Source organism: Bradyrhizobium sp. JYMT SZCCT0180 (assembly GCF_018130165.1).
Lineage (GTDB): Bacteria > Pseudomonadota > Alphaproteobacteria > Rhizobiales > Xanthobacteraceae > Bradyrhizobium.
On record NZ_JAFCLZ010000004.1, the window covers coordinates 327,315 to 352,126 of the forward strand.

Annotated in this window: 25 protein-coding genes; 21 read left to right on the forward strand and 4 right to left on the reverse strand. The window is 63.5% G+C overall.

Going from position 1 to position 24,812, the window contains the following annotated elements; translation table 11 throughout:
• Positions 1 to 154: 154 nt before the first annotated feature.
• The 5 genes from JQ641_RS08450 to JQ641_RS08470 all read left to right on the forward strand — a co-directional run bounded on the left by JQ641_RS08450 (position 155) and on the right by JQ641_RS08470 (position 4,173).
• The gene (locus JQ641_RS08450; protein WP_211995515.1) at positions 155 to 1,012 is read left to right on the forward strand and encodes an ABC transporter permease; all 858 of its coding nucleotides are present in this window, start codon (positions 155 to 157) and stop codon (positions 1,010 to 1,012) included.
• Positions 1,012 to 1,797 (forward strand): ABC transporter ATP-binding protein, encoded by a 786-nt coding sequence (locus JQ641_RS08455; RefSeq protein ID WP_211995516.1) that lies wholly within the window; start codon positions 1,012 to 1,014, stop codon positions 1,795 to 1,797. The genes JQ641_RS08450 and JQ641_RS08455 overlap by 1 nt, the downstream gene beginning before the upstream one ends.
• A 66-nt stretch (positions 1,798 to 1,863) precedes the next feature.
• Positions 1,864 to 2,373: an OsmC family protein gene (locus JQ641_RS08460; RefSeq protein ID WP_192736401.1), complete on the forward strand. Its 510-nt coding sequence runs from the start codon at positions 1,864 to 1,866 to the stop codon at positions 2,371 to 2,373.
• A gap of 153 nt (positions 2,374 to 2,526) precedes the next feature.
• Positions 2,527 to 3,324 (forward strand): hypothetical protein, encoded by a 798-nt coding sequence (locus tag JQ641_RS08465; protein WP_211995517.1) that lies wholly within the window; start codon positions 2,527 to 2,529, stop codon positions 3,322 to 3,324.
• 132 nt (positions 3,325 to 3,456) lie between these two features.
• Positions 3,457 to 4,173, forward strand: coding sequence for a hypothetical protein (locus tag JQ641_RS08470; protein ID WP_211995564.1), 717 nt, complete (start codon positions 3,457 to 3,459; stop codon positions 4,171 to 4,173).
• On the opposite strand, the gene JQ641_RS08475 is transcribed toward JQ641_RS08470, so the two are convergent.
• Together JQ641_RS08475 and mutS are read right to left on the reverse strand one after the other, a co-directional pair.
• On the reverse strand, positions 4,170 to 4,463 hold the full coding sequence (locus JQ641_RS08475; RefSeq protein ID WP_211995518.1) for a hypothetical protein: 294 nt from the start codon (positions 4,461 to 4,463) through the stop codon (positions 4,170 to 4,172). The two genes, JQ641_RS08470 and JQ641_RS08475, sit on opposite strands and share 4 nt — an antisense overlap.
• Positions 4,460 to 7,201, reverse strand: a complete 2,742-nt coding sequence (gene mutS / locus JQ641_RS08480; RefSeq protein ID WP_211995519.1) for a DNA mismatch repair protein MutS — start codon at positions 7,199 to 7,201, stop codon at positions 4,460 to 4,462. The genes JQ641_RS08475 and mutS overlap by 4 nt, the downstream gene beginning before the upstream one ends.
• A 294-nt stretch (positions 7,202 to 7,495) precedes the next feature.
• Here mutS and pcaF point away from each other — a divergent pair, with 294 nt between their 5' ends.
• The 4 genes from pcaF to JQ641_RS08500 all read left to right on the forward strand — a co-directional run bounded on the left by pcaF (position 7,496) and on the right by JQ641_RS08500 (position 11,127).
• Positions 7,496 to 8,704 carry a 3-oxoadipyl-CoA thiolase gene (pcaF, locus tag JQ641_RS08485; RefSeq protein WP_211995520.1) on the forward strand — a complete coding sequence of 403 codons (1,209 nt, stop codon included), beginning with the start codon at positions 7,496 to 7,498 and terminating at the stop codon, positions 8,702 to 8,704.
• 102 nt (positions 8,705 to 8,806) lie between these two features.
• Positions 8,807 to 9,508: a protocatechuate 3,4-dioxygenase subunit beta gene (pcaH, locus tag JQ641_RS08490; RefSeq protein WP_211995521.1), complete on the forward strand. Its 702-nt coding sequence runs from the start codon at positions 8,807 to 8,809 to the stop codon at positions 9,506 to 9,508.
• The gene (gene pcaG, locus JQ641_RS08495; RefSeq protein WP_211995522.1) at positions 9,509 to 10,120 is read left to right on the forward strand and encodes a protocatechuate 3,4-dioxygenase subunit alpha; all 612 of its coding nucleotides are present in this window, start codon (positions 9,509 to 9,511) and stop codon (positions 10,118 to 10,120) included.
• Positions 10,121 to 10,233: 113 nt separating this feature from the next.
• Positions 10,234 to 11,127, forward strand: a complete 894-nt coding sequence (locus tag JQ641_RS08500) for a dioxygenase family protein (RefSeq protein WP_211995523.1) — start codon at positions 10,234 to 10,236, stop codon at positions 11,125 to 11,127.
• On the opposite strand, the gene JQ641_RS08505 is transcribed toward JQ641_RS08500, so the two are convergent.
• Entirely contained in the window at positions 11,120 to 12,847 is a 1,728-nt protein-coding gene (locus tag JQ641_RS08505; protein ID WP_349628520.1) for an FAD-dependent oxidoreductase, read from the reverse strand. The two genes, JQ641_RS08500 and JQ641_RS08505, sit on opposite strands and share 8 nt — an antisense overlap.
• A 19-nt stretch (positions 12,848 to 12,866) precedes the next feature.
• A complete protein-coding gene (locus JQ641_RS08510) occupies positions 12,867 to 13,523 on the reverse strand; it encodes a GntR family transcriptional regulator (RefSeq protein WP_249119574.1) in 657 nt (218 codons plus the stop codon).
• A 248-nt stretch (positions 13,524 to 13,771) separates the two neighbouring features.
• Here JQ641_RS08510 and JQ641_RS08515 point away from each other — a divergent pair, with 248 nt between their 5' ends.
• From JQ641_RS08515 to JQ641_RS08570, 12 genes are all read left to right on the forward strand, one after another.
• Positions 13,772 to 14,788, forward strand: coding sequence for a TRAP transporter substrate-binding protein (locus JQ641_RS08515; protein WP_211995524.1), 1,017 nt, complete (start codon positions 13,772 to 13,774; stop codon positions 14,786 to 14,788).
• A gap of 73 nt (positions 14,789 to 14,861) precedes the next feature.
• Positions 14,862 to 15,368 (forward strand): TRAP transporter small permease, encoded by a 507-nt coding sequence (locus JQ641_RS08520; RefSeq protein WP_211995525.1) that lies wholly within the window; start codon positions 14,862 to 14,864, stop codon positions 15,366 to 15,368.
• A 22-nt stretch (positions 15,369 to 15,390) separates the two neighbouring features.
• Positions 15,391 to 16,671, forward strand: a complete 1,281-nt coding sequence (locus JQ641_RS08525; protein WP_211995526.1) for a TRAP transporter large permease subunit — start codon at positions 15,391 to 15,393, stop codon at positions 16,669 to 16,671.
• Positions 16,672 to 16,707: 36 nt separating this feature from the next.
• Complete coding sequence (gene aroQ / locus JQ641_RS08530; RefSeq protein ID WP_211995527.1) at positions 16,708 to 17,193, forward strand: type II 3-dehydroquinate dehydratase; 486 nt, start codon at positions 16,708 to 16,710, stop codon at positions 17,191 to 17,193.
• A 3-nt stretch (positions 17,194 to 17,196) separates the two neighbouring features.
• Positions 17,197 to 17,850 carry a hypothetical protein gene (locus JQ641_RS08535; RefSeq protein WP_211995528.1) on the forward strand — a complete coding sequence of 218 codons (654 nt, stop codon included), beginning with the start codon at positions 17,197 to 17,199 and terminating at the stop codon, positions 17,848 to 17,850.
• Positions 17,850 to 18,659, forward strand: coding sequence for a sugar phosphate isomerase/epimerase family protein (locus tag JQ641_RS08540; protein WP_211995529.1), 810 nt, complete (start codon positions 17,850 to 17,852; stop codon positions 18,657 to 18,659). The genes JQ641_RS08535 and JQ641_RS08540 overlap by 1 nt, the downstream gene beginning before the upstream one ends.
• Before the next feature lie 87 nt (positions 18,660 to 18,746).
• Entirely contained in the window at positions 18,747 to 19,685 is a 939-nt protein-coding gene (locus JQ641_RS08545) for a LysR family transcriptional regulator (RefSeq protein WP_211995530.1), read from the forward strand.
• Between the two features lie 122 nt (positions 19,686 to 19,807).
• Positions 19,808 to 20,689: a shikimate dehydrogenase gene (locus JQ641_RS08550; protein ID WP_349628521.1), complete on the forward strand. Its 882-nt coding sequence runs from the start codon at positions 19,808 to 19,810 to the stop codon at positions 20,687 to 20,689.
• 56 nt (positions 20,690 to 20,745) lie between these two features.
• Positions 20,746 to 21,885 carry an ABC transporter substrate-binding protein gene (locus tag JQ641_RS08555; RefSeq protein WP_211995532.1) on the forward strand — a complete coding sequence of 380 codons (1,140 nt, stop codon included), beginning with the start codon at positions 20,746 to 20,748 and terminating at the stop codon, positions 21,883 to 21,885.
• A gap of 314 nt (positions 21,886 to 22,199) precedes the next feature.
• Positions 22,200 to 23,075 carry a branched-chain amino acid ABC transporter permease gene (locus tag JQ641_RS08560; RefSeq protein ID WP_211995533.1) on the forward strand — a complete coding sequence of 292 codons (876 nt, stop codon included), beginning with the start codon at positions 22,200 to 22,202 and terminating at the stop codon, positions 23,073 to 23,075.
• The gene (locus JQ641_RS08565) at positions 23,072 to 24,070 is read left to right on the forward strand and encodes a branched-chain amino acid ABC transporter permease (protein WP_211995534.1); all 999 of its coding nucleotides are present in this window, start codon (positions 23,072 to 23,074) and stop codon (positions 24,068 to 24,070) included. Before JQ641_RS08560 ends, JQ641_RS08565 begins: the two co-directional genes overlap by 4 nt.
• Positions 24,067 to 24,810 (forward strand): ABC transporter ATP-binding protein, encoded by a 744-nt coding sequence (locus tag JQ641_RS08570; RefSeq protein ID WP_192736421.1) that lies wholly within the window; start codon positions 24,067 to 24,069, stop codon positions 24,808 to 24,810. The genes JQ641_RS08565 and JQ641_RS08570 overlap by 4 nt, the downstream gene beginning before the upstream one ends.
• The last annotated feature ends 2 nt before the right edge of the window (positions 24,811 to 24,812 follow it).

Genomic DNA, 24,812 nt, shown 5'->3' on the forward strand with positions numbered 1-24,812 from the left:
CCGCGGCGATCATTGTTGCACCTGGGTGGTCGACGCCATTGCCCTCTTCGTGGGCCGGTGGTTATGGGTCCCGGCCTTCGCCGGGACGACGTCAGGATGGTGACACGCCCTCCCATCCGCCACCTTGCAATCCCTCGAAAGACGCGTTCTTGCTATGGCCATGACCGTTGAACTGCCAGCGCTGGAACGCACCGAAGCGACGACGCCCGAGACGAAGGCGTCGTCGGCGCGGCTGCGGCGTTATGCGGGGCCGGCGCTGGGGCTGCTGCTGCCGGTGGGACTCGCGCTGGCCTGGGAAATCGCGGTCTGGGCCGGCCTGTCGAACGGCCGGCTGGTGCCGCCGCCAACCAAAATCTTCGCCACCATGGTGGAGCTCGCCAAAAGCGGCGAACTCTCGCGCCACATCATCGCGACGCTGAGCCGTGTCGCCTCGGGTTTTGTCATCGGCGTCGTCGCCGGCACGTTGTTCGGCGCGATCTCCGGCTATTGGGGCCTGGCGCGGCGGCTGCTCGATCCGACGGTGCAGGCGCTGCGCGCTATACCGTCGATTGCCTGGGTGCCGCTGTTCATCCTCTGGCTCGGCATTTTCGAAACCTCGAAGGTTGCGCTGATCGCGGTCGGGGTGTTCTTCCCGGTCTATCTCGGCGTGATGGGCGCGATATCATCGGTCGATCGCAAGATCGTCGAGGTCGGCCGCACGTTCCGGCTCAGTGGCCCGGCGATGATCCGCCGCATCCTGTTGCCCGCGGTGTTGCCGGCCTATGTGGTGGCGCTGCGCGTCGGCCTTGGCTTGGGGTGGATGTTCGTCGTCGCCGCCGAATTCATGGGCGCGTCCGAAGGGCTCGGCTATCTCCTGATCGACGGCCAGCAGCTCGGCAAGCCGGCGCAGATCGTCGCCGCGATCGTGATCTTCGCCATATTGGGCAAGACCACCGACTGGCTGATCGAGATCGCCACCGCGCCGCTGCTGCGCTGGCAGGACGCGTTCGGCGGCAGAAGCGGAGCGGCGTGATGCTGGCGCTCGATCGCGTTGGAAAAACCTATCCGAACGGCGTCCACGCGCTGGAGAGGTTTTCCGCCAGTATCAAGCTCGGCGAGATCGTCGCCATCATCGGCGGCTCCGGCTGTGGCAAGTCGACCTTGCTGCGCGCCATCGCCGGCCTCGACCGCGCCACCACGGGCACGGTGACGCTGGACGACATTGCAATTACTGCCCCGCACGCAAAAATCGGCATCATCTTCCAGGAGCCGCGGCTGTTGCCGTGGCTCAGCGTCGCCGACAATATCGGCTTCGGCCTTTCCGAGTTGTCCGCCGCCGCCCGACGCGAAAAGGTCGCGCGTGCATTGGACCGCGTTGGCCTTGCGGACAAGGCCAACGCCTGGCCGCGCGAATTGTCCGGCGGGCAGGCGCAGCGGGTCGCGATCGCCCGCGCGCTGGTGCCGCAGCCGGAAGTGCTGCTGCTGGACGAGCCGTTTTCGGCGCTCGATGCCTTCACGCGGCGCGACCTGCAGGATCATCTGCTCGATCTCTGGAACGATACAAGGCCAACGCTCATGCTGGTGACGCATGATGTCGATGAGGCCGTGGTGCTGGCGGATCGTGTGCTTGTGATGCGGCCACGGCCGGGGCGGCTGTTCGAGGAGATCAAGATCAATCTGGCGCGGCCGCGCGACCGTAATTCGCCGCACTTCGACAATTTCAAGCGCCGCGTGCTGACCGCGCTGGATCGCTCGCTCGACCGCAATGTGCCTGACGCCGATGCCAAATCGACCACCGGCGAGGCGATGTGGTGGTGACATTGGGTGGTGACTTGGGCTCCATAAGGCTTTAAATCCGGATGTACAAAAATCCGGGAGAAAAAAATGGACGCCGCCGAACTCCGTGCGATGCAGGCCCCGATCAAGGAACGCTACAAGTCCGATCCCTCAGCCGCCGTCATCACGCTCAAAGCCAAGGGCTCGATCGACAATGAAGGCCTGACCTGCAAGGTCGAAACCGGCCGCGCGCTGGCCGTTGCAGGCCTGCATCCCGCCACCGGCGGTTCCGGGCTTGAGCTCTGTTCCGGCGACATGCTGCTGGAAGCGCTCGTTGCCTGCGCCGGCGTGACCCTGAAGTCGGTCGCGACCGCGGTCGAAATTCCGCTCAAGTCCGGCCACGTCATCGCCGAAGGCGATCTCGATTTCCGCGGCACGCTCGGCGTCGACAAGGAAGCCCCGGTCGGTTTCGCCGAGATCCGCCTGCGCTTCGACGTCGAGACCGACGCGCCGCAGGACAAGCTCGATCTGCTCCTGAAACTCACCGAGCGCTATTGCGTGGTCTATCAGACCATCCGTAACGGCCCGAAGGTCGCGGTGTCGATGAAGCGGGTGTAGCCCGCAATACGATGTCGTCCCGGCCTTGAGCCGGGACCCATACGCCGCGGCCCCTCGTTTCAAGCACCGCTGTTCGACGATCTTCGCGCCACACGAACAGTTGTGGTTATGGGTCCCGGCTCGCGCTTCGCTTGGCCGGGACGACGGTAGAAAATGTCCCCCGAATCCATCTTCCTGCTGACGCTCGTCCTGCGCATGGTGATAACAGCGGCGTTCGTGGTGACGGCGTCCATCATCACCGAGAAGTCGGGCCCGGTGATCGGCGCGCTGATCGCGACACTGCCGATTTCGGCAGGGCCGTCTTACGTTTTCCTCGCGCTCGATCATGACGCGGCCTTCATCGCCGAAGGCGCGCTGGCGAGCCTGCCGATCAACGCCGCGACGATCTTCATGGGGCTGACCTATGTCGTGCTGGCGCAGCGCCGCAGCGCGGTGGTCAGCTGCCTTGCCGCGGTCGCGGTGTGGATCGCGCTCGCCTCGATCATCCGCGCGGTCCCCTGGACCCTGGCGGGCGGGCTGATCGTCAATGCGATTGCCTTTGCGGTCTGCGTGCCGCTGCTCGCGCGCTACCGTCACGTCAAGATGCCGCCGGTCGCGCGGCGCTGGTACGACATTCCCCTGCGCGCCTCGCTGGTTGCGACCCTGGTCGCGACCGTGGTCACGACGTCAGGCTGGGTCGGTCCGAAAATCAGCGGCATCATGGCGCTGTTTCCGATCGTGTTCACCTCGATGATGCTGATCCTGCATCCGCGCATCGGCGGCCCGCCGACCGCAGCCGTGCTCGCCAACAGCGCCTGGGGCCTGATCGGATTGGGCCTCGCGATTGCGGTGTTACATGTTGCCGCGTTGCAGTTCGGCTCGGTGATCGGACTGAGCCTCGGGCTCGCGACCTGCGTCTCGTGGAATCTGGCGCTGTGGTGGAAGGGACGAAGGAAGGTGGCGCGACCGTAGCCCGGATGGAGCTCCGCGCAATCCGGGGCTGGTGTTCCCGGATTTCGCTGCGCTTCCTCCGGGCTATGTTCTCATTCGCCTTCTGCCTGCCGACCCGCTAAGTTGGCGGCAGAGCAAGAACTGGGGCGTGCGGTGGAGGGATTGTACAAGGTCGAGTACGACATCAATGGGGGCTCCGGCCGCAGCGTGCTCTACGCCCAGGCCGGAACGATGCTTGGCGGCAATACGGCATTCGCCCATTTCGGCAGCTACCAGATCGTGGACGGCGAAATCGTCGCCAGGCTCAGGACCCGGCGCCACAGCGCATCGCCACGCCCGAGGTCGCTGGTCAGTTCCGACCAGGTCTCGCTCAGCATTCGCGGCAGAGCTGAGGGTCAGGCCTATCGCTTCGCGGGTGAAGTGGTGGAGGACGCCGGCTCGGTGTTTCGCGCGCTCATGACGCCGCTCGGCAACGACGACGTTCCGCCGCCCGGTAGGGTCGGCGACGGCGGTATCATCAGCGGACTCTACTCGATCGATATCCGGATGCTGGACGGCCTTGCCGGCGGGCATACCGGCGTGATGCTGCTGCATGACGGCCGCATTCTCGGCGGCGACGCGTTCTTCTATTACCTCGGCGCCTATAGCTCGACGAACGGCCGCTGGAAGGGCGAGTTCGTCAATCAGGAACACACCCCGGCGAAGGCCGAGCATCCGCTGTTCGGCGGTTATGAAGTCGGCATCGGTTTCTCAGGCCGTTGCGACGCCAACGGTGCTGAAATGGAGGCAACCGCATTGGCCGGCAAGCGCAGCATCCGCCTCGCCGCCACGCTGAAGTTGATCCAGCCGTTCGCCGAATTGGGCCGCTAGCCCGCCGCGCCCCAGGGCAGTCGCCATTGAATGTAGCCGAACGAGCGTAAATACAGCAGCGTTGTCGCCACCAGCGAGACCACGGCCGCCGCCAACGGCAGGCCCGGCGGCGGTGTCCGCCAACTCCGTGAATCCTGCATCAGGATCAGCGGCAACAGCGGCAGCGCGATCAATCCGAGAAACACGAATATCCGCCAACCGCCTTCAAACAGCGCCGAGATCAACAGCAGCACGGGAGGCGCGCCGTACACCAGCGCGATCCATGCGAACGCTTTCGCGGCGCGCCTCAAGCCTTGCGTTCTTTCGCCAGCGTCGTGAGCCGATAGAGCGCATCCAGCGCTTCGCGCGGTGACATCTCATCCGGATGCAGCGCCTTTACGGCGGCGAGCAATTGCTCGGCCTCGCTCGGCGGTGCGGGTTCGGCAGCCGCACGTGACGGCACCGCGAACAGCGGCAGATCATCGGCCAGAGCCCGCGCGGTCTGGCCACGGTCCTGGGCCTCGAGTTTTGCCAGCACCGATTTGGCGCGCGCGATCACCGCCGGCGGCAGGCCGGCGAGCTTTGCGACCTGAATGCCGTAGGAGCGATCGGCCGAGCCGGGCAGTACCTCGTGCAGGAACACGACGTCGCCCTGCCATTCCTTGACGCGCACCGTGGCGTTGAACATCCGCGGCAGTTTTGCGGAGAGCGCGGTCAGCTCATGGTAATGCGTCGCGAACAGCGCGCGGCAGCGGTTACTTTCGTGCAGGTGCTCGATCGCGGCCCATGCGATCGACAGGCCGTCGAAGGTCGCGGTGCCGCGGCCGATTTCATCCAATATGACCAGCGAGCGCTCGCTGGCCTGATTCAAAATCACGGCGGTCTCGACCATCTCCACCATGAAGGTCGAACGCCCGCGTGCGAGGTCGTCGGCGGCGCCGACGCGGCTGAACAGCCGATCGACAACGCCGATCCGGGCGCGCGAGGCCGGCACGTAGCTTCCGATCTGCGCCAGCAGCGCGATCAGCGCGTTCTGGCGCAGGAAGGTCGATTTACCCGCCATGTTCGGGCCGGTGATCAGCCAGATCTGGCCCGAGACCTGCGCAGGCCCCGGCGAGAGGTCGCAGGCGTTGGCGATGAACGGCTGGCCGTCGCGCTTCAGCGCGGCTTCGACCACCGGATGGCGGCCGCCCTCGACGGCAAAGCCGAGCGAGCCGTCGACTTCGGGCCGCACGTAATTGTCGTCGACCGCAAGCTTTGCCAGCGCGGTTGCGACATCGAGCAGCGCAAACGCGTGCGCCGCGGCGCGCAGGTCGTCGCTGGCGGCAAGCGCCATGATCGACAGCCGCTCGAAGATTTCCAGTTCCAGGTTGAGCGCGCGGTCGCCGGCATTGGCGATCTTGGCTTCGATCTCGCCGAGCTCCGAGGTGGTGAAGCGAACCTGACCGGCCAGCGTCTGGCGATGGATGAAGGTCGCATTCAAGGGCGCCGTCATCAGCTTGTCGCCATGCTGCGCCGTCACCTCGACGAAATAGCCCAGCACATTATTGTGCCGGATTTTCAGGCCCTTGATGCCGGTATCGTCGGCATAGCGCGCCTGCATCGCGGCGACCACGAGACGCGAGGCGTCGCGCAGATTGCGGCTCTCGTCGAGCGCGGGCTCATAGCCCTCGCGGACGAAGCCGCCGTCACGCTTGATCAGCGGTAGTTGTTCGGCCAGCGCCCGCTCGAATTCGCGCGCAAGATCGCGCGAGGGACGGCGCAGCGCCTCCATCACGGAAACGATTTCCGGTGGCGGCGCATCCAGTTGCGCCAGCCGCGCCAGCGCAGAATCGGCCGCAAGGATGCCGTCACGGAGGCCTGCAAGATCGCGCGGGCCGCCGCGACCGACCGACAATCGCGCCAGCGCGCGCGACATGTCGGGCGCGGCGCGCAGCGTGGTGCGGATATCCTCGCGCGCAAAACTGTCGGCGACGAAAGTGGCGATGGCGTCCAGCCGCCGCGCGATCGCAGCGCTGTCGGTGAGCGGGGCGGCGAGGCGCTGTGCCAATAGCCGCGATCCGGCGGCGGTGACGGTGCAATCGATCGCATCGAGCAGCGAGCCGCGCCGCTCGCCAGCCAGTGTGCGGGTCAATTCGAGATTGGCGCGGGTCGCGGGATCGATCGCCATGGTGGTGCCGGCGGCTTCGCGCGACGGCGGCGACAGCGGCGGGCGCTTTCCAACTTGCGTTCGATCGATATAGGTGACGGCGGCGGCGGCCGCGGTCGCTTCCAGCCGCGACATCGCGGAAAGGCCGTCCATGGTGGCGACCGCGAAATAATCGCACAGCCGCCGTTCCGCGGTGGCGCCGTCGAACACGTCGCGGGTCAGCGGCGTCACTGCCGGCAGTTCGCGCAGCAGCGGACCTAAATCAGCATCGCCATAGAGCGCGTCGGTGACGATGACTTCGTTCGGATTGATCCGCGCCAACGTCGCCGCAAGCTCGGCGGTCGAGCATTCCGTGACCATGAATTCGGAGGTCGAAATGTCGATCCAGGCCAGCCCAATGCGGTCGCCACCGCTTGATCCCCGCGCCCGTGCGATTGCCAGCAGGTAATTATTGGTCTTTGCATCGAGTAGCGTGTCTTCGGTCAGCGTGCCCGGCGTGACCAGCCGCACCACGCCGCGGCTCACCACGCTCTTGTTGCCGCGCGCGCGTGCGGCTGCGGGATTCTCGGTCTGCTCGCACACCGCGACCCTGTGGCCGGCGTTGATCAGCCGATGCAGGTAATCTTCGGAACGCTCCACCGGCACGCCGCACATCGGGATGTCCATGCCCTGATGCTTGCCGCGTTTTGTCAGCACGATGCCGAGCGTTCTGGAGGCGATCTCCGCGTCCTCGAAGAACAGCTCATAGAAATCGCCCATCCGGTAGAACAGCAGCAGCCCGGGATGGCCGGCCTTTATTTCAAGGTATTGTTCCATCATCGGCGTGACGCGCGCTGTGGCGTCGGCGGCCGGAGTTGCCTCGGGAGGCGGGGGTGCGGAGATGTTTTGCTGGATCGTCATTGCGGGGCGGAAACTACAAAATTTTGTCTCTCGGTCCTATTGGTTTGCCGCCAAAATCCACGTTTTCCCCGTCGTCCCGGACAAGCGAAGCGCGATCCGTGACCCATACGCCGCGGCCTCTCGGCGATACCACGGTGGCAGACGCCTTTTTCCAGCAATTTCCGCCGCGGAGTATGGGTCCCGGCGTTCGCCGGGACGACGAGTGTCAATTGACCTCTCGCGACGCCGCTCCTAAAACTCGCCATCAATTCAGTGGGGTCAACGGCCCAAACGCGGCGTTCAGGGAGAGATTCAATGCGTGATGTGTTCATTTGCGATGCCGTACGGACCCCGATCGGCCGTTTTGGCGGTTCGCTCGCCAAGGTGCGCGCCGACGATCTGGCTGCAGCCCCGATCAAGGCCCTGATGGCGAAGCATCCGGGTCTCGACTGGAAAGCGGTCGATGAGGTGTTCTTTGGCTGCGCCAACCAGGCCGGCGAGGACAACCGCAACGTCGCGCGCATGGCGCTTCTTTTGGCGGGCATGCCCGACTCGGTTCCCGGCCAGACCCTCAACCGTCTCTGCGCCTCGGGCCTCGATGCCGTCGGTGCCGGTGGCCGTGCGATCCGCGCAGGCGAGATCGATTTCGCCATTGCCGGCGGCGTCGAATCGATGACCCGGGCGCCGTTCGTAATGGGCAAGGCGCCGGAAGCGTTTTCGCGTTCCGCGGATATTTTCGACACCACGATCGGCTGGCGCTTCATCAATCCCTTGATGAAGGCGCAATACGGCGTCGATGCGATGCCGGAGACCGGCGAGAACGTCGCCGAGGAATTCCAGGTATCGCGCGCCGACCAGGACGCGATGGCAATTCGCTCGCAGCAGCGTGCGGGCGCTGCGATCGCGGCCGGCTATTTCGCTGAAGAAATCACCCCGGTGTCGGTGCCCGGCGGCAAGGCCGGCCCGATCACCGTCGACAAGGACGAGCATCCGCGTCCCGAAACCACGCTCGAAGGCCTGACCAAACTGAAGCCGATCGTGCGCAATCCCGGCACGGTGACGGCCGGCAATGCGTCCGGCGTCAATGATGGCGCCGCCGCGATGATCCTCGCCTCCGAAGCTGCCGTGAAGAAGCACGGCCTGACGCCGCGGGCGCGCATCCTTGGGTTAGCTTCGGCTGCGGTGCCGCCACGCATCATGGGCATCGGCCCGGTGCCGGCCACCAGGAAGCTGATGGAGCGGCTCGGCATCAAGATCAGCGATTTCGATCTGATCGAACTCAATGAAGCCTTCGCCTCGCAGGGCATCGCCGTTCTCAGGCAACTCGGCGTCAAGGACGATGCCGATTTCGTCAACCCGCATGGCGGCGCGATCGCGCTCGGCCATCCCCTCGGCATGAGCGGCGCGCGGCTGGCGATGACGGCGGTGCACGGCATGGAGAAGCGCGGCGGCAAGCTTGCCTTGGCAACTATGTGCGTCGGCGTTGGCCAGGGCGTCGCGATGGCGATCGAAAAGATCAATTGATGCAACGGTTTGGGAGGGCGTAAAAACGCCCTTCCCCAAATTAGTTATGTCATATAATGGATCTGCGGCGCGGCGACCGGTCAGGCCAGGGAGGAATTCGTCATGACATTATCCTATCCGCTGCAAAGCTTGACGGCGCATCCGCCGCGGTTGTCGCCCGGCTACAAGAGCACCGTGAAGCGTTCGCCGACCAAGCCGCTGATCCCGATGCGGCATACGCTGTCGGAACTGACCGGCCCGGTCTACGGCCACGAGACGGTGCGCGAAAACGACAACGACCTCACGCTCCAGGGCAAGGGCGAGCCGCTCGGCGAGCGCATCATCGTGCACGGCCATGTGCTCGATGAAGACGGCCGCGGCGTGCCCAACACGCTGGTCGAACTGTGGCAGGCCAATGCCTGCGGGCGTTATGTCCACGTCGTCGATCAGCATCCGGCGCCGCTCGATCCCAATTTTACCGGCGCGGGCCGCACGCAGTCGGATAGCGAAGGCTATTACCGCTTCGTCACCATCAAGCCCGGCGCCTATCCCTGGGGCAATCACCACAATGCCTGGCGTCCGGCCCATATCCATTTTTCGGTATTCGGGCATTCCTTCGTCTCGCGGCTGGTGACGCAGATGTATTTCCCCGGCGATCCGCTATTCCCGTTCGATCCGATCTTCAATTCGGTGACCGATGAGAAGGCGCGTAACCGGATGGTGTCCGGCTTCGACCTCGAAAATACCAAGCCGGATTGGGCGCTGTGCTACCGCTTCAACATTGTGCTGCGCGGGCGCAACGCCACGCCGATGGAGACCAAGTAAGTGTCCAAGGCCCAAAACAAGCCGGAAGGCGTTACCCCGTCACAGACCGTCGGCCCGTATTTCGCCTACGGCCTGACGTCGAACGGCCAATACGACTGGAACGACGCTTTCTCGAACAACCTCGTGACATCAGATACGTCAGGCGAGCGCGTCCGTGTCGAGGGCCAGGTGTTCGACGGCGACGGCAAGCCGATGGTGGATTGCATGCTGGAGATCTGGCAGGCCGACGCGCAGGGCCGCTTCTCCGATCCGCAGGACAAGCGCGCGCTGCCCAACTCGTCGTTCAAGGGGTTCGGCCGCTGCGGCACTGATGGCAATGGCGGCTATGCCTTCGACACCATCAAGCCGGGCATCGTGGCTGACCCCGACGGCAAGCCGCAGGCGCCGCATCTCGTGCTCGCGGTGTTCGCGCGCGGCATGCTGCTGCATCTCTATACGCGGATTTATTTCGGCGGCGAGGCCGGCAATGCCACGGATCCTGTGCTGGCGCTGGTGCCGGCCGACCGTCGCGCAACGCTGATCGCCCAGCAAGCCAATTGTAACGGCAACGCGGTCTACCGGCTCGACATCCACATGCAGGGCGACAACGAGACGGTGTTTTTCGACGTTTGAGCAAAGCGTTTTCAAGCGAAGTGCGTAGCGGTTCGCGTGAAGAAAACGCGTCAAACAAGAATTCAGGGTTTCGGTTCTGATACGATCAGAACCGAAACTCCGGGGATCACCCAATGATCATCGGTCGCGAGCAGGATGTCACGGTTGCAGCAACTGCCGTGATGGAGCGGACCTCCGATCCGCGCTTGCGCGAGATCATGCTGTCGCTGGTCAAGCACCTGCATGGTTTCGTTCGTGACGTGAAGCTGACCGAAGCGGAATTTCGCGAAGCTGCCGCGATCCTTGTGGAACTGGGCAAGCAAACGACCGACACCCATAATGAAGTTATCTTGATCGCGGGCTCGCTCGGCGTCTCCTCGCTGGTGTGCCTGCTGAACAACGGCGACCAGGGCAACACCGAGACGGCGCAATCGCTGCTCGGGCCGTTCTGGCGATTGAACTCGCCGCGCGTCGAGAACGGCGGCTCGATCGTGCGGTCCGACACGCCGGGCGCGGCGCTGTTCGTCACCGCGCGCGTCGTCGACCACGCCGGTAATCCGATTGCCGGCGCCGAGGTTGATATCTGGCATGCTTCGCCGGTCGGCCTGTACGAGAACCAGGATCCTGAACAGGCCGAGATGAATTTGCGCGGCAAGTTCACGACCGATGCCGACGGACGCTTCGCGTTTCGGTCGGTGATGATGATCGGCTATCCCATTCCGACCGATGGCGTGGTCGGACGGCTATTGAAGGCGCAGGACCGGCATCCCTATCGGCCGGCGCATCTGCATGCGCTGATCTTCAAGCCGGGATTCAAGGTTTTGATTTCCCAGGTCTATGATCCCGCCGATCCGCACATCGACAGCGACGTTCAGTTCGGCGTGACCAAGGCGCTGATCGGCGAATTCGTGCGGCATGACGAGGCGCATCCGTCGGAAACTGATGTCAGCTCGCCCTGGTATTCGCTCGACTATGTCTACCGGATGGAAGCCGGCGACGCCGTGCTGCCGCGGCCGCCGATCAAGTAGGGCCCAGCTGGCTCGACTTGCCCGCGATGTCCATCGCCGCGCGCCATGCAAACACCATGGCCGGGCCGATCATGGTTCCCGGGCCGGGATAGGTGCCGCGGAAAATCGAGGCGGCGTCGGCGCCGGCGGCATAGAGGCCGGGTATAGGCTGTCCTGTGGACGTCAGTACCCGGCCGTTGGGGTCGGTGCGCAATCCTGCACTGCTCGCGAGGTCGGAAGGCCAGACCGCGACCGCAAAATAGGGGCCCGGTCCGATTTTGCGTAAGCAGGGGTTCGGCTTGTTCGCGGGATCGCCGTTGAAGCGGTTGATTTCGCTGGTGCCGCGGCCGAAATCCTCGTCGACGCCGGTGTCGGCGAAGCGATTGTACCGTTCGATGGTGCGGGCCAACGCGCTGCCATCAACGCCGATTTGCAGCGCCAGTGCAGCGATGCTGTCACCAGTGAACAGATTGCCCGACTTGATGAAGCGCGTGAGGTTGCGCGTCCCGGGATGGATCAGGCCAAGCCCGTAATCCCGGATAAAACTGCGGTCGCAGATCAGGAACGCGGGGATGCTGGGCACGGTTTGATGCGCTCGCAGCATCCCCTCGACGAAGTCATGATACGAATTGGCCTCGTTGACGAAGCGCACGCCCGACCTGTTGACCGCAATCAACCCGGGCTTGGCGCGATCGAGCATGATGTGCGGGAATACCGAGAGGTGGCCGTCGTCCTGCGGCATCACCGAACTCGGCATCCATAGCGCCGGGCTCCTGAGATCCTGCGCAATCTCGCCATGCGCGCGTTCGCCGGCGAGAACGCCGTCGCCGGTGTTGCTGTCCGGCGCCATCGAATAGCGCTGCGTGCCGTCCGGAAACAGCCGGCTGCGCAATTCGCTGCTCCAGCCAATGCCGCCGGCCGCCAGCATGACGCCGCGTCGCGCGCGAATGCGGATATCGCTATCGTTCGTCGTGAACACCGCGCCGATGATTCTGCCATCGTCCTCGATCAATTCGCTTAGCTGCGTCTGGTAACGAATCTCGACGGCGTGTTGCTTTAAACTGTAGAGCAGCCGCGCGACCAGCGCGTTGCCCATGATCAGGCGGGTGCCGCGGGGATGCTTGATCCGATCCAGCGCCTGCCGCGCCAGCAGGCGCGCCGCGTTCGAAAAATTAGCCCAGGAGCGAAACGGGTGCAGCAATGACGGAATGTCGGTCTTGCCGACCATCATGCCGCCGAGCACCATGAATTCACGGCGCGGCGGCCGCACCCGCGCAAAGTCATCGCCAAGCTTTCGTCCGTCGAACGGCACGACGCCCAGCGCCCGGCCGCCAAGCGCAGCGCCGGGCTGGGCGTGATAGTCCGGATGAACCGGCGGCGGCACGAAGGCCACGCTGGTTCGTTGCTGGAGATAATCGAGCATCGCGGGCCCGGTCGCGAGAAAGGCCGCGAGCCGCGCATCATTGGCGTCATCGCCCAATATCGCCGCAAGGTAGGTTCTCGCGGCCTCGACGCTGTCGGGCACGCCAGCCGCTTCGCTCTGTCGGCTGCCGGGAATCCACACCGTTCCGGCCGAGGTCGCGGTGGTGCCGCCGACCATGTCGGATTTTTCGCAGATGATAACCTTGAGACCCTCGAGCGCGCCGACCAATGCTGCCGTCATGCCCGCCGCGCCGGCGCCGATCACCAGCAAATCGGTCTCGGCATCCCACCGGCGGTTATCTGTCTGGCGGCCGGTCACAACAACTCGACCGAACAACTCATTTCAGCGTCCCGATCGCCAGCGCGTGCGCCACGCAGCTGTTGATGTGCTCGGTCAGGATCGATTTTGCCCCCTCGATGTCGCGCTTCAGCGCGCAGTCCAGCAACGCCTGATGCTGCGCGATCGTGGCGCTGCCGCGGTATTGCAGGGCGTAACGGAAATATTTGTCGAACACGACCGAGTGAGTCTGCATCAACTCGCGCGAGCCGCAGCTCGATATCAAGGCCTGGTGGAATTCGCCGTCGTAACGCTTGCGAAGCTCGGGATCGTCACCCGCGGTGAGAATGGCGCGCTCGGTCGCCGCCAGCTTGTGATGCGCCGACACCACCCGGCCTTCCCATTCCATGTCGCCGGCCCGGAAGGATTCCGTCATCGCGTGATGTTCGAGCAGGATTCGCAGCTGGGCCAGTTCGCGCAAATTCTGGATCGAGACCGGAGCGACCTCAAACCCGCGCTGGCCTTCGGCAACGACAAAGCCTTCCGAGGCCAGCCGGTTGAGGATCTCGCGCAGCGTCGAAACGCTGAGGCCGTAATCCTCCTTCATCGAGTCGAGCTTCAGCCGTCCCGACGGGTTGAGCACGCCGAAAATGATGTCGGAGCGAATGCGGTGATAGCCGCTGTCGCCGGCCGACATCGGGGTCTGCTGCTGCTCCATGATCGTCAAGGTCTATCCCGCTTTTTGAGCCTGCAAAGGCTGAGGCGACTCGCCGCCAAGCATAGCCGCGAATGGCGGCCTTTGCCGCAAACTACGATCACATGATGAATTAGCTTATATCATATATTTCTAGGATTATCATTTGACAATGATTTCGTTATGTGGTTTCCACCGAAAAGGACCGGCCAGACACCAAAAATCGCAGCAACAAGCCGCGGCTGGGCACCGGATCGTTAGGGGAGGATGAGATGAAGCTGTTTGCAGTTCTGTCCGCGGCCGTGTTCGGCGGGGCGCTTTTGGCCGGCACCGCGTCCGCGCAGGAGGTCCAGGAGCGGACCATCCGCTGGGGACACCTCAACAACACCGATCATCCCGTCAGCTTCGGCGTGCAAAAATTCGCCGAAATCCTGCTCGCCAAGAGCGGCGGCAAGCTGAAAGTCCGCGAGTTCGCGTCATCCCAGCTCGGCAACGAGCTGCAGCAGCAATCGGCGCTGCGCGGCGGCACGCAGGAAATGCTGTCGGCTTCCACGACCTCGCTCGCGACCGTCATTCCGGAATTTGGCTTGCTCGATTTTCCGTTCATCGTCAGCACCACCGACCAGGCCGATGCGCTGGTCCAGGGCGCATTCGGCAAGGCGATGATCGACGTGCTGCCGCAGCGCGGACTGGTCGGGCTCGGCTATTGGGGCCTCGGCTTCCGCAACGTCACCAACAGCAAGCATCCGATCGTCAAGCTGGAGGATTTTTCCGGGCTCAAGCTGCGCGTGATTCCGAATCCGGTCTATCTGGAGTCCTTCAGCGCCTTCAAGGCCAATCCGATCCCGATGGCGTTCGGTGAACTCTACACGGCGCTGGAAACGCGCACGGTCGACGGCCAGGAAAATCCCTACACGGTGATCCTGTCCAACAAATTCTTCGAAGTTCAGAAATTCGTCTCGGCCACCAACCACACCTTCACCGAGAACATCATCATCGTCAGCAAGATCTTCTGGGACAAGCTGTCGCCGGCCGAGCAGAAAATGATGCAAGAGGCCTATAACGAAAGCCGCGCTTACCAGAAGGAGCAGACGCGGCTGCAGACCGAAAAGGCGCTCTCCGAGCTGCAGGCCAAGGGAATGACCTACAACGCCGTGGCGCCGGAAGAGCTGGAGCGCATGCGCAAGGCGGCCCAGCCCGTGGTCGACAAGATTTCCGCAGCGCTGAAGCCGGATACGGTCAAGCTGTTCAATGCGGAGCTCGACCGGGTCCGCAAAGAAGTCAAGTGACGCGCCGCTGACATCAGCGAAGCAGGGCCGGTATCCATCGGCCCTGCACGAACTCCAGCTCCGCGCGGCGCCGATGGAACGCATCCTCGATCTCTATTGCGTGCTGCTCAAGGGCGTGATCGCGCTGTGCCTTGCGGTCATGGTGGTGCTGGTGTTCGGCAACGTGGTGCTGCGCTATGGCTTCAATTCCGGCATTACGGTTTCGGAAGAACTGTCGCGCTGGCTGTTGGTATGGCTCACCTTCCTCGGCGCCATCGTCGCGGTTCGCGAGCATGCGCATCTCGGCGTCGATACGCTGGTGCGCAAGCTGTCGCCGGCGGGAAAGCGGATCTGCTTCATCATCAATTATTGCCTGATGCTGTATGCCGACTGGCTGCTGCTGGCGGGCAGCTGGCGCCAGACCATCATCAACATCGACGATCGCGCGCCGGCCACCGGCCTGTCGCTCGGCATCTTCTATTTCGTCGGCGTCGTCTTCGGCGTCTCGGCGGGCATCATGCTGCTCTACGACCTGTTCAAGGTCGTCTCCGGTCAGGCTGGCGAAACCGACCTGGTCGCCGTCAAGGAAGAGGAAATCTGATGGCATCGCGGGGACGCCGCACATGACCATCGCGGTCTTCACCTTCTCGCTGCTCGGCGCCATGGCGCTCGGCATGCCGATCGCATTCGCCCTGATCATCTGCGGCATCGCGCTGATGAGCACGATCAACATGTTCGATTCCCAGATCGTGGCGCAGAACATCATCAATGGCGCGGACAGCTTTCCGTTGATGGCGATTCCCTTCTTCATGCTCGCCGGCGAGATCATGAACAAGGGAGGGCTCGCCAAGCGCATCGTCAATGTCGCCCTCGTTGCGGTCGGACATTTCCGCGGCGGGCTCGGCTATGTGACGATCCTCGCGGCCTGCATCCTCTCATCGCTGTCGGGATCCGCCGCGGCCGATGCCGCGGCGCTCGCAGCCCTGCTGGTCCCGATGATGGTGGCGGCCGGACACAAGAAGATTTACGCGGCCGGGCTTGTGGCCGCGGGCGGCGTCATCGGCCCCGTCATTCCGCCGAGCATCGGTTTCGTCATTTTCGGCGTCGCCGCCGGCGTCTCGATCTCCAAACTGTTTCTCGCCGGTATCTTCCCGGGGATGATGCTGGGCGCCGGACTATGCGTCGCCTGGTGGTGGGTGGTCCGCAAGGAAAACCTGGTGCCGCCGCCGCGGGCGTCGTTCAGGGAAGTTGCCGAGGCCGTGATCGACGGCTTCTGGGCGCTGATGCTGCCGGCGATCATCATCATCGGGTTGCGCTTCGGCATTTTCACGCCGACGGAGGCCGGTGTGGTCGTCGCGGTCTATTCGCTGTTCGTTGCGACCTGCGTCTACCGCGAATTGAAATGGTCGCAGCTTTATGCGGTGTTCGTTACCTCGGCATTGACGACGAGCGTGGTGATGTTTCTCGTCGCTGCGGCGCTGGTGTCGTCCTGGCTCATTACGGTCTCCGAAATCTCCGCGCAGGTTGTCGATCTGCTAAGACCCTTCATGGGCAACAAGACGCTGTTGATGTTCGCGATCATGGTCGTCGTTGTCATCGTCGGCACCGCACTCGACATGACGCCGACGATCCTGATCCTGACGCCGATCCTGATGCCGATCGTCAAGGCGGCCGGCATCGACCCGGTCTATTTCGGCGTGATGTTCATCATCAACAATTCCATCGGCCTCATTACGCCGCCGGTCGGTATCGTGCTGAATGTCGTTTGCGGCGTCTCCAGGATCAGCATGGAAGATATCATCAAGGGCGTCTGGCCGTTTATGATCGCCCAGCTTATCGTGCTGTTTCTGCTGGTGCTGTTCCCGGCATTGGTGACGGTCCCGGCCAAATGGCTTGCCGGCTAGAAGCGGCATATCAAAGCGTAGAAGGGGGGAGACTCAATGGCCACCAAGATCATGATCCTGAACGGACCCAACCTGAACTTTTTGGGGATCAGGGAACCTCATATCTATGGCCCGACGACGCTGAAGGAGATCGAGACAAGCTGCGAGGAAGTAGCAAAGTATCTCGGGGTCACGGTCACGTTCCACCAGTCAAATCTCGAAGGCGAACTGGTCAACTGGATCCAGTCCGCGCACGGCAATTATGATGCGATCATCATGAACCCGGCGGCCTATTCGTTCACCTCGATCGCGCTGATCGACGCGCTGAAAATATTCGAAGGCCCCAAGATCGAGGTTCACATCTCCAACATCCATGCGCGGGACGAGCTGCACCGGCATTCGATCACGTCGAGCGCGTCCACCGCCGTGATCTGCGGTCTCGGCCCATACGGCTATATCGCGGCGATGCTGGCCGCCGTTCAAAGGCTCGGGAAGCTTCCGGACGCGGTTCCGGTCTCGCTGCACGGCTTAAAGGGGAGATAGGGCATGCGCGGCGCAGGCTTTTTGGCGATCTGGAGCGACGTCGAGCCCGATCACCTGACCGATTACCGGCACTGGTTGACGCGCGAGCACACCACCGAGCGGGTGACGACCAAGGGATTTTTGGGCGTTCGCGTGTTCCGCGCCGCGCGAACCGACATCGCCAGGTTCTTCATTCTCTACGAACTGGAAGCCCCCGAGGTGCTCGACGGCCCGGCTTATCTGGCGCGGCTCAACGCCCCGACGCCGTGGTCGCAGCGCACCATGCCCCGGCTCGGCAATTTCATTCGCGGCGGCGGCGTCATGACCGCGCGGGCAGGGCGGGGTGAGGGATCGACCATTGTTGCGCTGCGCGTCGAACGTCTGCCGGAAAAACCGCAAGCCTTCGCCGACGCGCTCGTCGCACTCGACGGCATTGCGGCGGTGCAGATCGGCACGACCGATCTGGCGCGCACCTCGGTGCCGACGGTCGAGAAGGGCATGCGGAAGGATGAAGGGATTTTTGCCGGCCTCCTGATCATCGAGGCGCTTGACCAGATAGCGCTTGGTGGCGCATTGCGTCGAGCCACTGAAATGGCGCCGGATATTGGTGGCGCCGGCGAGCCGGAGGTCTATCAAGGCATGTTCGCACTCGACGCCCGTATCGCAGACTTTGAATAATGCCGTCGTTCTCGCTCGCCGCGCTGACCGTCCTCGATCTGGCGCCTCCCGCGTTGATCGAAATTGCAGCTAGCTGCGGTTATGACGCCGTGGGAATTCGCCTGCTGCCCGCGATGCCCGGCGGCATCGCCTATCCGCTGGATGACAAAGCGAGCCTGAACGAAACGCTGGCCCGGCTGGACGCGACCGGCATCAAGGTAGCCGACCTCGAAGTGGTCGCGCTCCGGCCCGAGACCGATCTTGCCGGCTTTTCCGCGTTCTTCGAGACCGGCGCGCGGCTCGGCGCCAGGCACATCCTGGTCGCAGGCTACGATCCCGATCTCGCCCGGTTCAGGGACAGCTTTGCGAAATTTTGCGAGGCGGCCGCCCCATACGGGCTGACGGCCGATCTCGAATTCATGCCCTGGACCTATGTCCCGGACCTTGCGACGGCCAACAGCATCGTCGCGCCGATGGGGCAGGCCAATGCCGGTATCCTGGTCGATGCGCTGCATTTCGACCGGTCGAGGAGTTCGGTAGCCGACCTTGCGCGCGTGCCCGTCCACCGGATGCACTACTGGCAGCTATGCGACGGCCCGGCCGAGCGGCCCACCACGAACGAAGAGCTGATCCACGCCGCCCGCCATGAGCGGATGTTTCCCGGGGAGGGCGGCATCGACCTCGTGTTGCTGGCGCGCGCCATGCCGGCGGATATCACCATCAGCCTCGAAGTCCCGACCGTCGAACTGGCCAAAACCATGGGCCATAAGGATCGCGCCCAGCGCGCGCTGGATGCTGCCAAGGCCGTGATTGCGGCGGCCAAACTCTGAGAACGCCCCTGAGAAGGCGTTGATAAGGTCATTTGCGCCGATCGAACATGGGAGTATCTCTCAGGTTCACCTTCGGAGCTCCTGCACATGATGACGCTGCGCCAGGTCGAGGTTATCAGGGCCGTGATGATCACAGGCACGATCGGCGGGGCGGCAAAGCTGCTTAACGTGTCGGCGCCGGGCATCAGCCGGCTGGTGAAATATACCGAGCGCTCGCTCGGCATCCGCTTCTTCCAGCGCCAGAACGGGCGCTACTTCCCGACCTCCGAAGCGCATAACATTTTCGAGCAGATCAACGGCGTCTACAAGAAGGTCGACGACCTCACCGAAATCATTTCCAAGATCGGGCGCGGCACGCTGTCGGAATTGCGCATCGGTTCGGTGCCGAGTATTTCCCAGATCATGGTGCCGCGCGCGATCGAGCGCATCCGTCGGCGCTACCCCGATCTGCGCATCGACATCAACATCCTCAAGATCGAGGAGGCGATCGACTATTTGTTGCTCGGCAAGGGCGATTGCGTCGCCATGAGCTATCGGCTCGACCATCCCGGTCTCGATTTCATGCCGCTGGCGTCGGGCGAATTGTTCTGCATCGTGCCGCAGGGACACGAACTGGCGGGTCGAAAGCAGGTCACTGCCGCGGAGATCATCCGCTACCCCCTGATCGGCATCGACCCCAACGACCCCTATGGGCGCATCATGGCCGAGATCTTCGCACGCAATAAACTGTCCTACGACATCACGATCCGGGCGCGGTTCGGCACCACGGTTTGCGCGCTGGTCAAGGCGGGGCTCGGGATTGCCGTCATCGATCAGTTCACCGTGGCGCATGGCGGCTACCCCGGCATCGAAATGCTTCGGATCGTGGAGCCCACCCGGTTCGACACCTACATCGCGGTGAAACGCGGCGCCTCGCTCTCGCTGCATGTCGAGCATTTCATCGAATGTCTGCGGTCGGAAATGCGCGCGCTGGAACCGAGCCGGAAAAGTCCGGCGACGGCGGCATCGCGGGGCCGCAAAAAATAACATCAAGTTATGTTTGTGGAATAAATGGGTAATTGTGTTATCTGGCAAAGGCGATATCGTTTGCGCGGTTTTGGTGCTCTAAGCCGCGCGATCCCATGTTGATACTGCGAGACCATAGCGACGTGTCCAAACGCCCGCCCTCGATCAGTCAAAAGTTTCTCACCGGCCTGATCGGGGCCCCGATTGCGCATTCGGCGTCGCCGGCGATGCACGAAGAGGCGGCCGCTGCCCTGGGCATCCGTTGTCATTATCAGCTGATCGAGGTCGCGGGCCAGAGCTCGGCTGAGCTGCGCACGCTGCTCGACAGCATCAAGCGCATCGGCTTTGCCGGCGTCAACGTGACGTTTCCCTACAAGGAAGCCGTGATTCCGCTGCTCGACGATTTGTCGCCGGCCGCGCGCGAGATCGGCGCGGTCAATACGGTGGTCGTCCGCGATAAAAGACTGGTCGGGTACAATACCGACGCGAGCGGATTTGAGCGCGCGGTCGCCAATCTTGTGAAGGCATCCGGTCATGGCCCCGTCGCCCTGATCGGCGCCGGCGGCGTCGGCAAGGCGATTGCTAACGCGCTTGCGGCGCTTGGCGTCGCCGAACTCAGCATCTTCGATACCGACCGTGCCAAGGCCGAACAGATCGCGGCACAGTTGCGCGGTCGCCAACCGGTGCGAATTGCGCAAACGGTGGAAGACGCGCTGCGGGCTGCCGTGGGCGTGGTCAACGGAACGCCGATCGGCATGCTGCCGGACCGCGGCACGCCGGTGCCGGAGGCGCTGCTCCGTCGCGACGTCTGGGTGGCCGACGCGGTCTATTCGCCGCTCTGGACGCCGCTACTGACCGCCGCCAAAGCCAGGGGCGCCGAGGTCATGACCGGGCGGGATCTCGCGATCCACCAGGCGGCGGATGCCTTCGAATTGTTCACGGGAATGACGCCGTCGATTGTCGAAATGGGGAATGCATTCGACGCCGTGATGGCAAGGCGCTACTCTGCGACATCGGACGCGTAGCCGACGACAAGGCTCGCGTCGACAAGATCAAAAGATCACGACAACAGGGGATGGAAATGAAAACAGGAATTTTTGCAGGTATCCTGCTCGCGACCATGACGGCTGCAGCGGCGTTGGCGCAGTCCGGCGCCCCCATCAAGCTCGCCAATGTGGCCGAACTGTCCGGCGGCGGCGCCACGGTCGGCACCAACTGGAAGAACGGCATCGATCTTGCGATCGAGGAAGTCAACGCCAAGGGCGGCGTACTCGGCCGCAAGCTGGAAGTCACCCACGCCGATTCGCAATCCAACCCCGGCGTGGCGCGCGCCCAGGTCCAGAAGGCGCTCGATGGCGAGCCCTACGTCCTGCTCGGCCCCGGCTATTCCGGATCGGTCAAGGTCACCGCACCGCTCGCGGCCGAAGCCGGCATCGCCCAGATCATGGGCGGCGAGGCCGCCGAACTGACGCAGGGCGGCAACAAATTCCTGTTCCGCACCTCGTTCGGTCAGCAGTCCTCGATGCCGAAGGTCGCCAAATACATCAACGACGAGGTGAAGGCGAAATCGGTTGCGATCGTCTGGGTCAACAATGATTTCGGCCGCGGCGGCCGCGACGTCATCACCAAGGAATTCGCCAAGCTCGGCGTCAAGGTCGCCGCTGATCTTTCCACCGAAGCAGGTCAGGCCGATTTCGCCGCCGACGTCAGCAAGATCAAGGCTGCTGCGCCCGACGCGGTCTTCATCTATCTGAACGAAGAGGAAAGCGCCCGCATCCTGAAAGAGCTGAAGCGCCAGGGCGTCACCGTGCCCCTGATCGGCGAAACCACCCTGGTCGGCCAGAAGGTGGTCGAACTGGCGGGGGATGCTGCGAACGGCGCGCGCGGCCATGTCGGCCTCACCACCGATGCGCCGGTCGATCTGATCAAGGCGTTCCGGGAAAAGTTCGTCAAGAAATACAATTACGTGCCTGACCATAACGGCCTCAAGGGCTATCTGGCGATCTACATGATCAAGGCCACCACGGAGAAGATGGGCAAGGTCGATTCCAAGGCGTTCGCCGATAACCTCCATGGCCTCACCATCAAGGCGGCCAGTGAGCCCGGCATCCTGATGGACGCGACCTTCGACAAGAACGGCGACATCGATCGCCAGGGTTTCCTGGTCGAGATCGTCGACGGCAAGCAGGTCATCAAGCAGGTACTGCCGAAGCTGAACTGAGGCCTTTGGAAGAAGTGGGGCCTCATCCTCGGGCGCTTGTGCAACAAGCGTCTCGAATGATGAAAGCAAGGTGGCTCGCGGCCATCCTTCGAGACGCGCGCAAGCGCGCTCCTCCAGCGACAACGGCGAAGCCGTTGCGCGGGGGTGAGGATTGAGAACGTTGCGCGAGTGGTCGAGAGGGTGATGTTTGTCCCTCAAGGTGAGGAGGCGCGTAGCGCCGTCTCGAACCATGAGGCCACAGACGGGCCTGCATCCTTCGAGACGCGGCGCAGCCGCCGCTCCTCAGGATGAGGTCGAAGTAAAGGTGGGGAAGCATGTCCAATCTGCTTGATCTTCTGATAGCGGGACTGGCGACGGGGGCGATCTATGCCATCGTCGCGGTCGGCTTCACGCTGCTGTGGCAGACGTCGCAGACCATCAACTTCGCGCAGGGCGAATTCGTCATGCTGCCGGCGTTCCTGATGCTGGCGGCGATGCACGTCGGCGCGCCGTTCTGGCTCGCGATCGTCATCGGCATGTTGCTGTCGCTGCTGCTGCTCGGCCTCGGCTTCAAGATGCTGCTGGTCGACCCGATGCTGCGCCACGGCGTGCTGCCGCTGGCGATCGCGACCATGGCGCTGGCGATCGGCCTCAAGGAAGCCGTGAAGCAATTCTTCAGCGCCGAAGCCTCGCCGTTTCCCTCGATCGTGCCGGCTGGTGATATCTCGATCCTCGGCCGCCAGGTCGCGTTGCAAAGCGTCGGCGTTCTCGCGCTCGCCATCGCCGCGGTGGTCGGATTGACCATGCTGTTGAACCGCACGTCCATTGGCCATCAGATGCAGGCCACCGCACAGAACCCGACGGTCGCCCGCATCATCGGCATTCCCGTCGAGCGGATGATCCTGCTGACGTTCCTGATCAATGCCTTTTTGGTGGCGCTGGCCTCGCTGCTGATCACACCGATCTATCTCGCCAAATTCTCCAGCGGTGAAGTGCTGGGCCAGGCGGCGTTCATTGCCGCGATCGTCGGTGGTTTTAATCAGGTGCGCGGCGCAATCGCCGGCGGCTTGCTGATCGGCGTCGTCGACAATCTCGCGGCGGCCTATGTTTCGACCCAGTATCGCGCGGCCGTACCGATGGTCTTGCTGATCCTCATCATCCTGCTGCGTCCGCAGGGACTGCTGGGCCGCGCCGAGGAGCGTACGGTATGAGCCTGTTCAATCGATATTGGCGCGTCGCGCTCGGTGTGGTCGTGATCGCGGCCCTGATCATCGCGCCGATGTACCTCAATCGCTACGGCCTGTTCATCCTGAGCCAATGGGCTGTCATGACCATCGCCGCGATGGGACTCAATCTGACGCTGGGCTATGCCGGTCAGGTCTCGCTGGCGCAGGGCGCCTTCGTCGGCATCGGCGCCTATTCCGCGGCGATCATGACCGCGAACGGGATGCCGCTGATCGCGGGGCTCGGCGTTGCCATCGTCCTGTGCTTCGCGATCGGCTGGATTCTCGGCTATCCGGCGCTGCGGGTGCAGCATCATTATCTTGCCTTCGTGACGCTGGCATTCTCCACGCTCGCCTTCCTGGTGTTCCGCAACGAGGGCTGGCTCACCAACGGCATCTACGGCATCAGCAACATTCCGCGCCCCACGATTTTTGGCTATCCGACCAACCGGCCGCTGCCATTCTATTATGTCTGCCTCGGCTCGCTGGCCCTGGTGTCGTTCGCGACCTGGTGGCTGATCCGCTCGCCCTGGGGCCGCGCCTTCGTAGCCCTGCGTGAAAACCCGGTGCGGGCGCTCTCGCTCGGCATCGACACACGGCGCTACACCTTGATGGCGTTTGCGATCGGCTCGGCGCTCGGCGGCGTCGCCGGCACGCTGTATGCGCCGCTGACGCAGTACATTGATCCCGTTCCTTTCAATCTGTCGCTTTCGCTTGATCTGCTGATGATGGTGATCGTTGGCGGTTCGGGCTTCTTCTTCGGCCCGTTCCTCGGCGCGATGATCGCGGTGCTGCTCCCCGAATGGCTGCGCTTTACCCAGGGCTATTATCTGATGCTCTACGCGGTCGCCGTGATCCTGCTGCTGATCTATTCGCCGAGCGGCATTCTGGGCATCCTCGATCGCTATCTGACCGAGCGCCGCACCAAGGCCGCCTCCGCACTGCGCGCGGTCGCGAAGTCAGGACTGGAGCCGGCGCCATGACCGCGGTTCTCGAAATCAGCGACATCAAAAAGAATTTCGGCGGCATCAAAGCGGTCGATGGCGTCAGCTTCGACGTGCAGGAAGGCGAAATCCTCGGCCTGATCGGCCCGAACGGCTGCGGCAAGTCGACCTTGTTCAATTGCATTCTCGGCCAATTGCAGCCGAGTGCCGGCGAAGTGAAAGTCGATGGCAAGGTCGTCACCGGGTTTCGGCCGTCGGATTTGAACCGGCTCGGCGTCAGCCGCACCTTCCAATTGCTACAGGTATTTCCAAAACTGTCGGTGCGGGAAAATCTCATCCTCGCCGGCCAGGAGCACCAGGGCAACATGCTGTCGCGGCTGCTGGGTCCATCGGATGCGGGCCTCAGCAAGGCGGCCGATCAGATGATCGAGTTTTTCAAGCTCGGCCATCTCGCCGGTGAGCTGGCCGGCGGATTGTCCTACGGTCAGCAGAAACTGCTCGATGCGGCCATGGCCTTCATGGGCGGGCCGCGGCTTGTGCTGCTCGACGAGCCGGCCGGCGGCGTCAATCTGACGATGCTCGGCGATTTGAAAGCGCGGCTGGCCGAGATCAACCGCGAGAAGCGCGCCACTTTCGTCGTGATCGAACACAACATGGAATTCGTGATGTCGCTGTGCTCGCGCGTGGTGGTGATGGCGGAAGGCAAGGTGCTGGCGATCGGTACGCCCGCTGAAATCCGTGCCAACAGCGCCGTCATCGACGCGTATCTCGGTCACTGAAC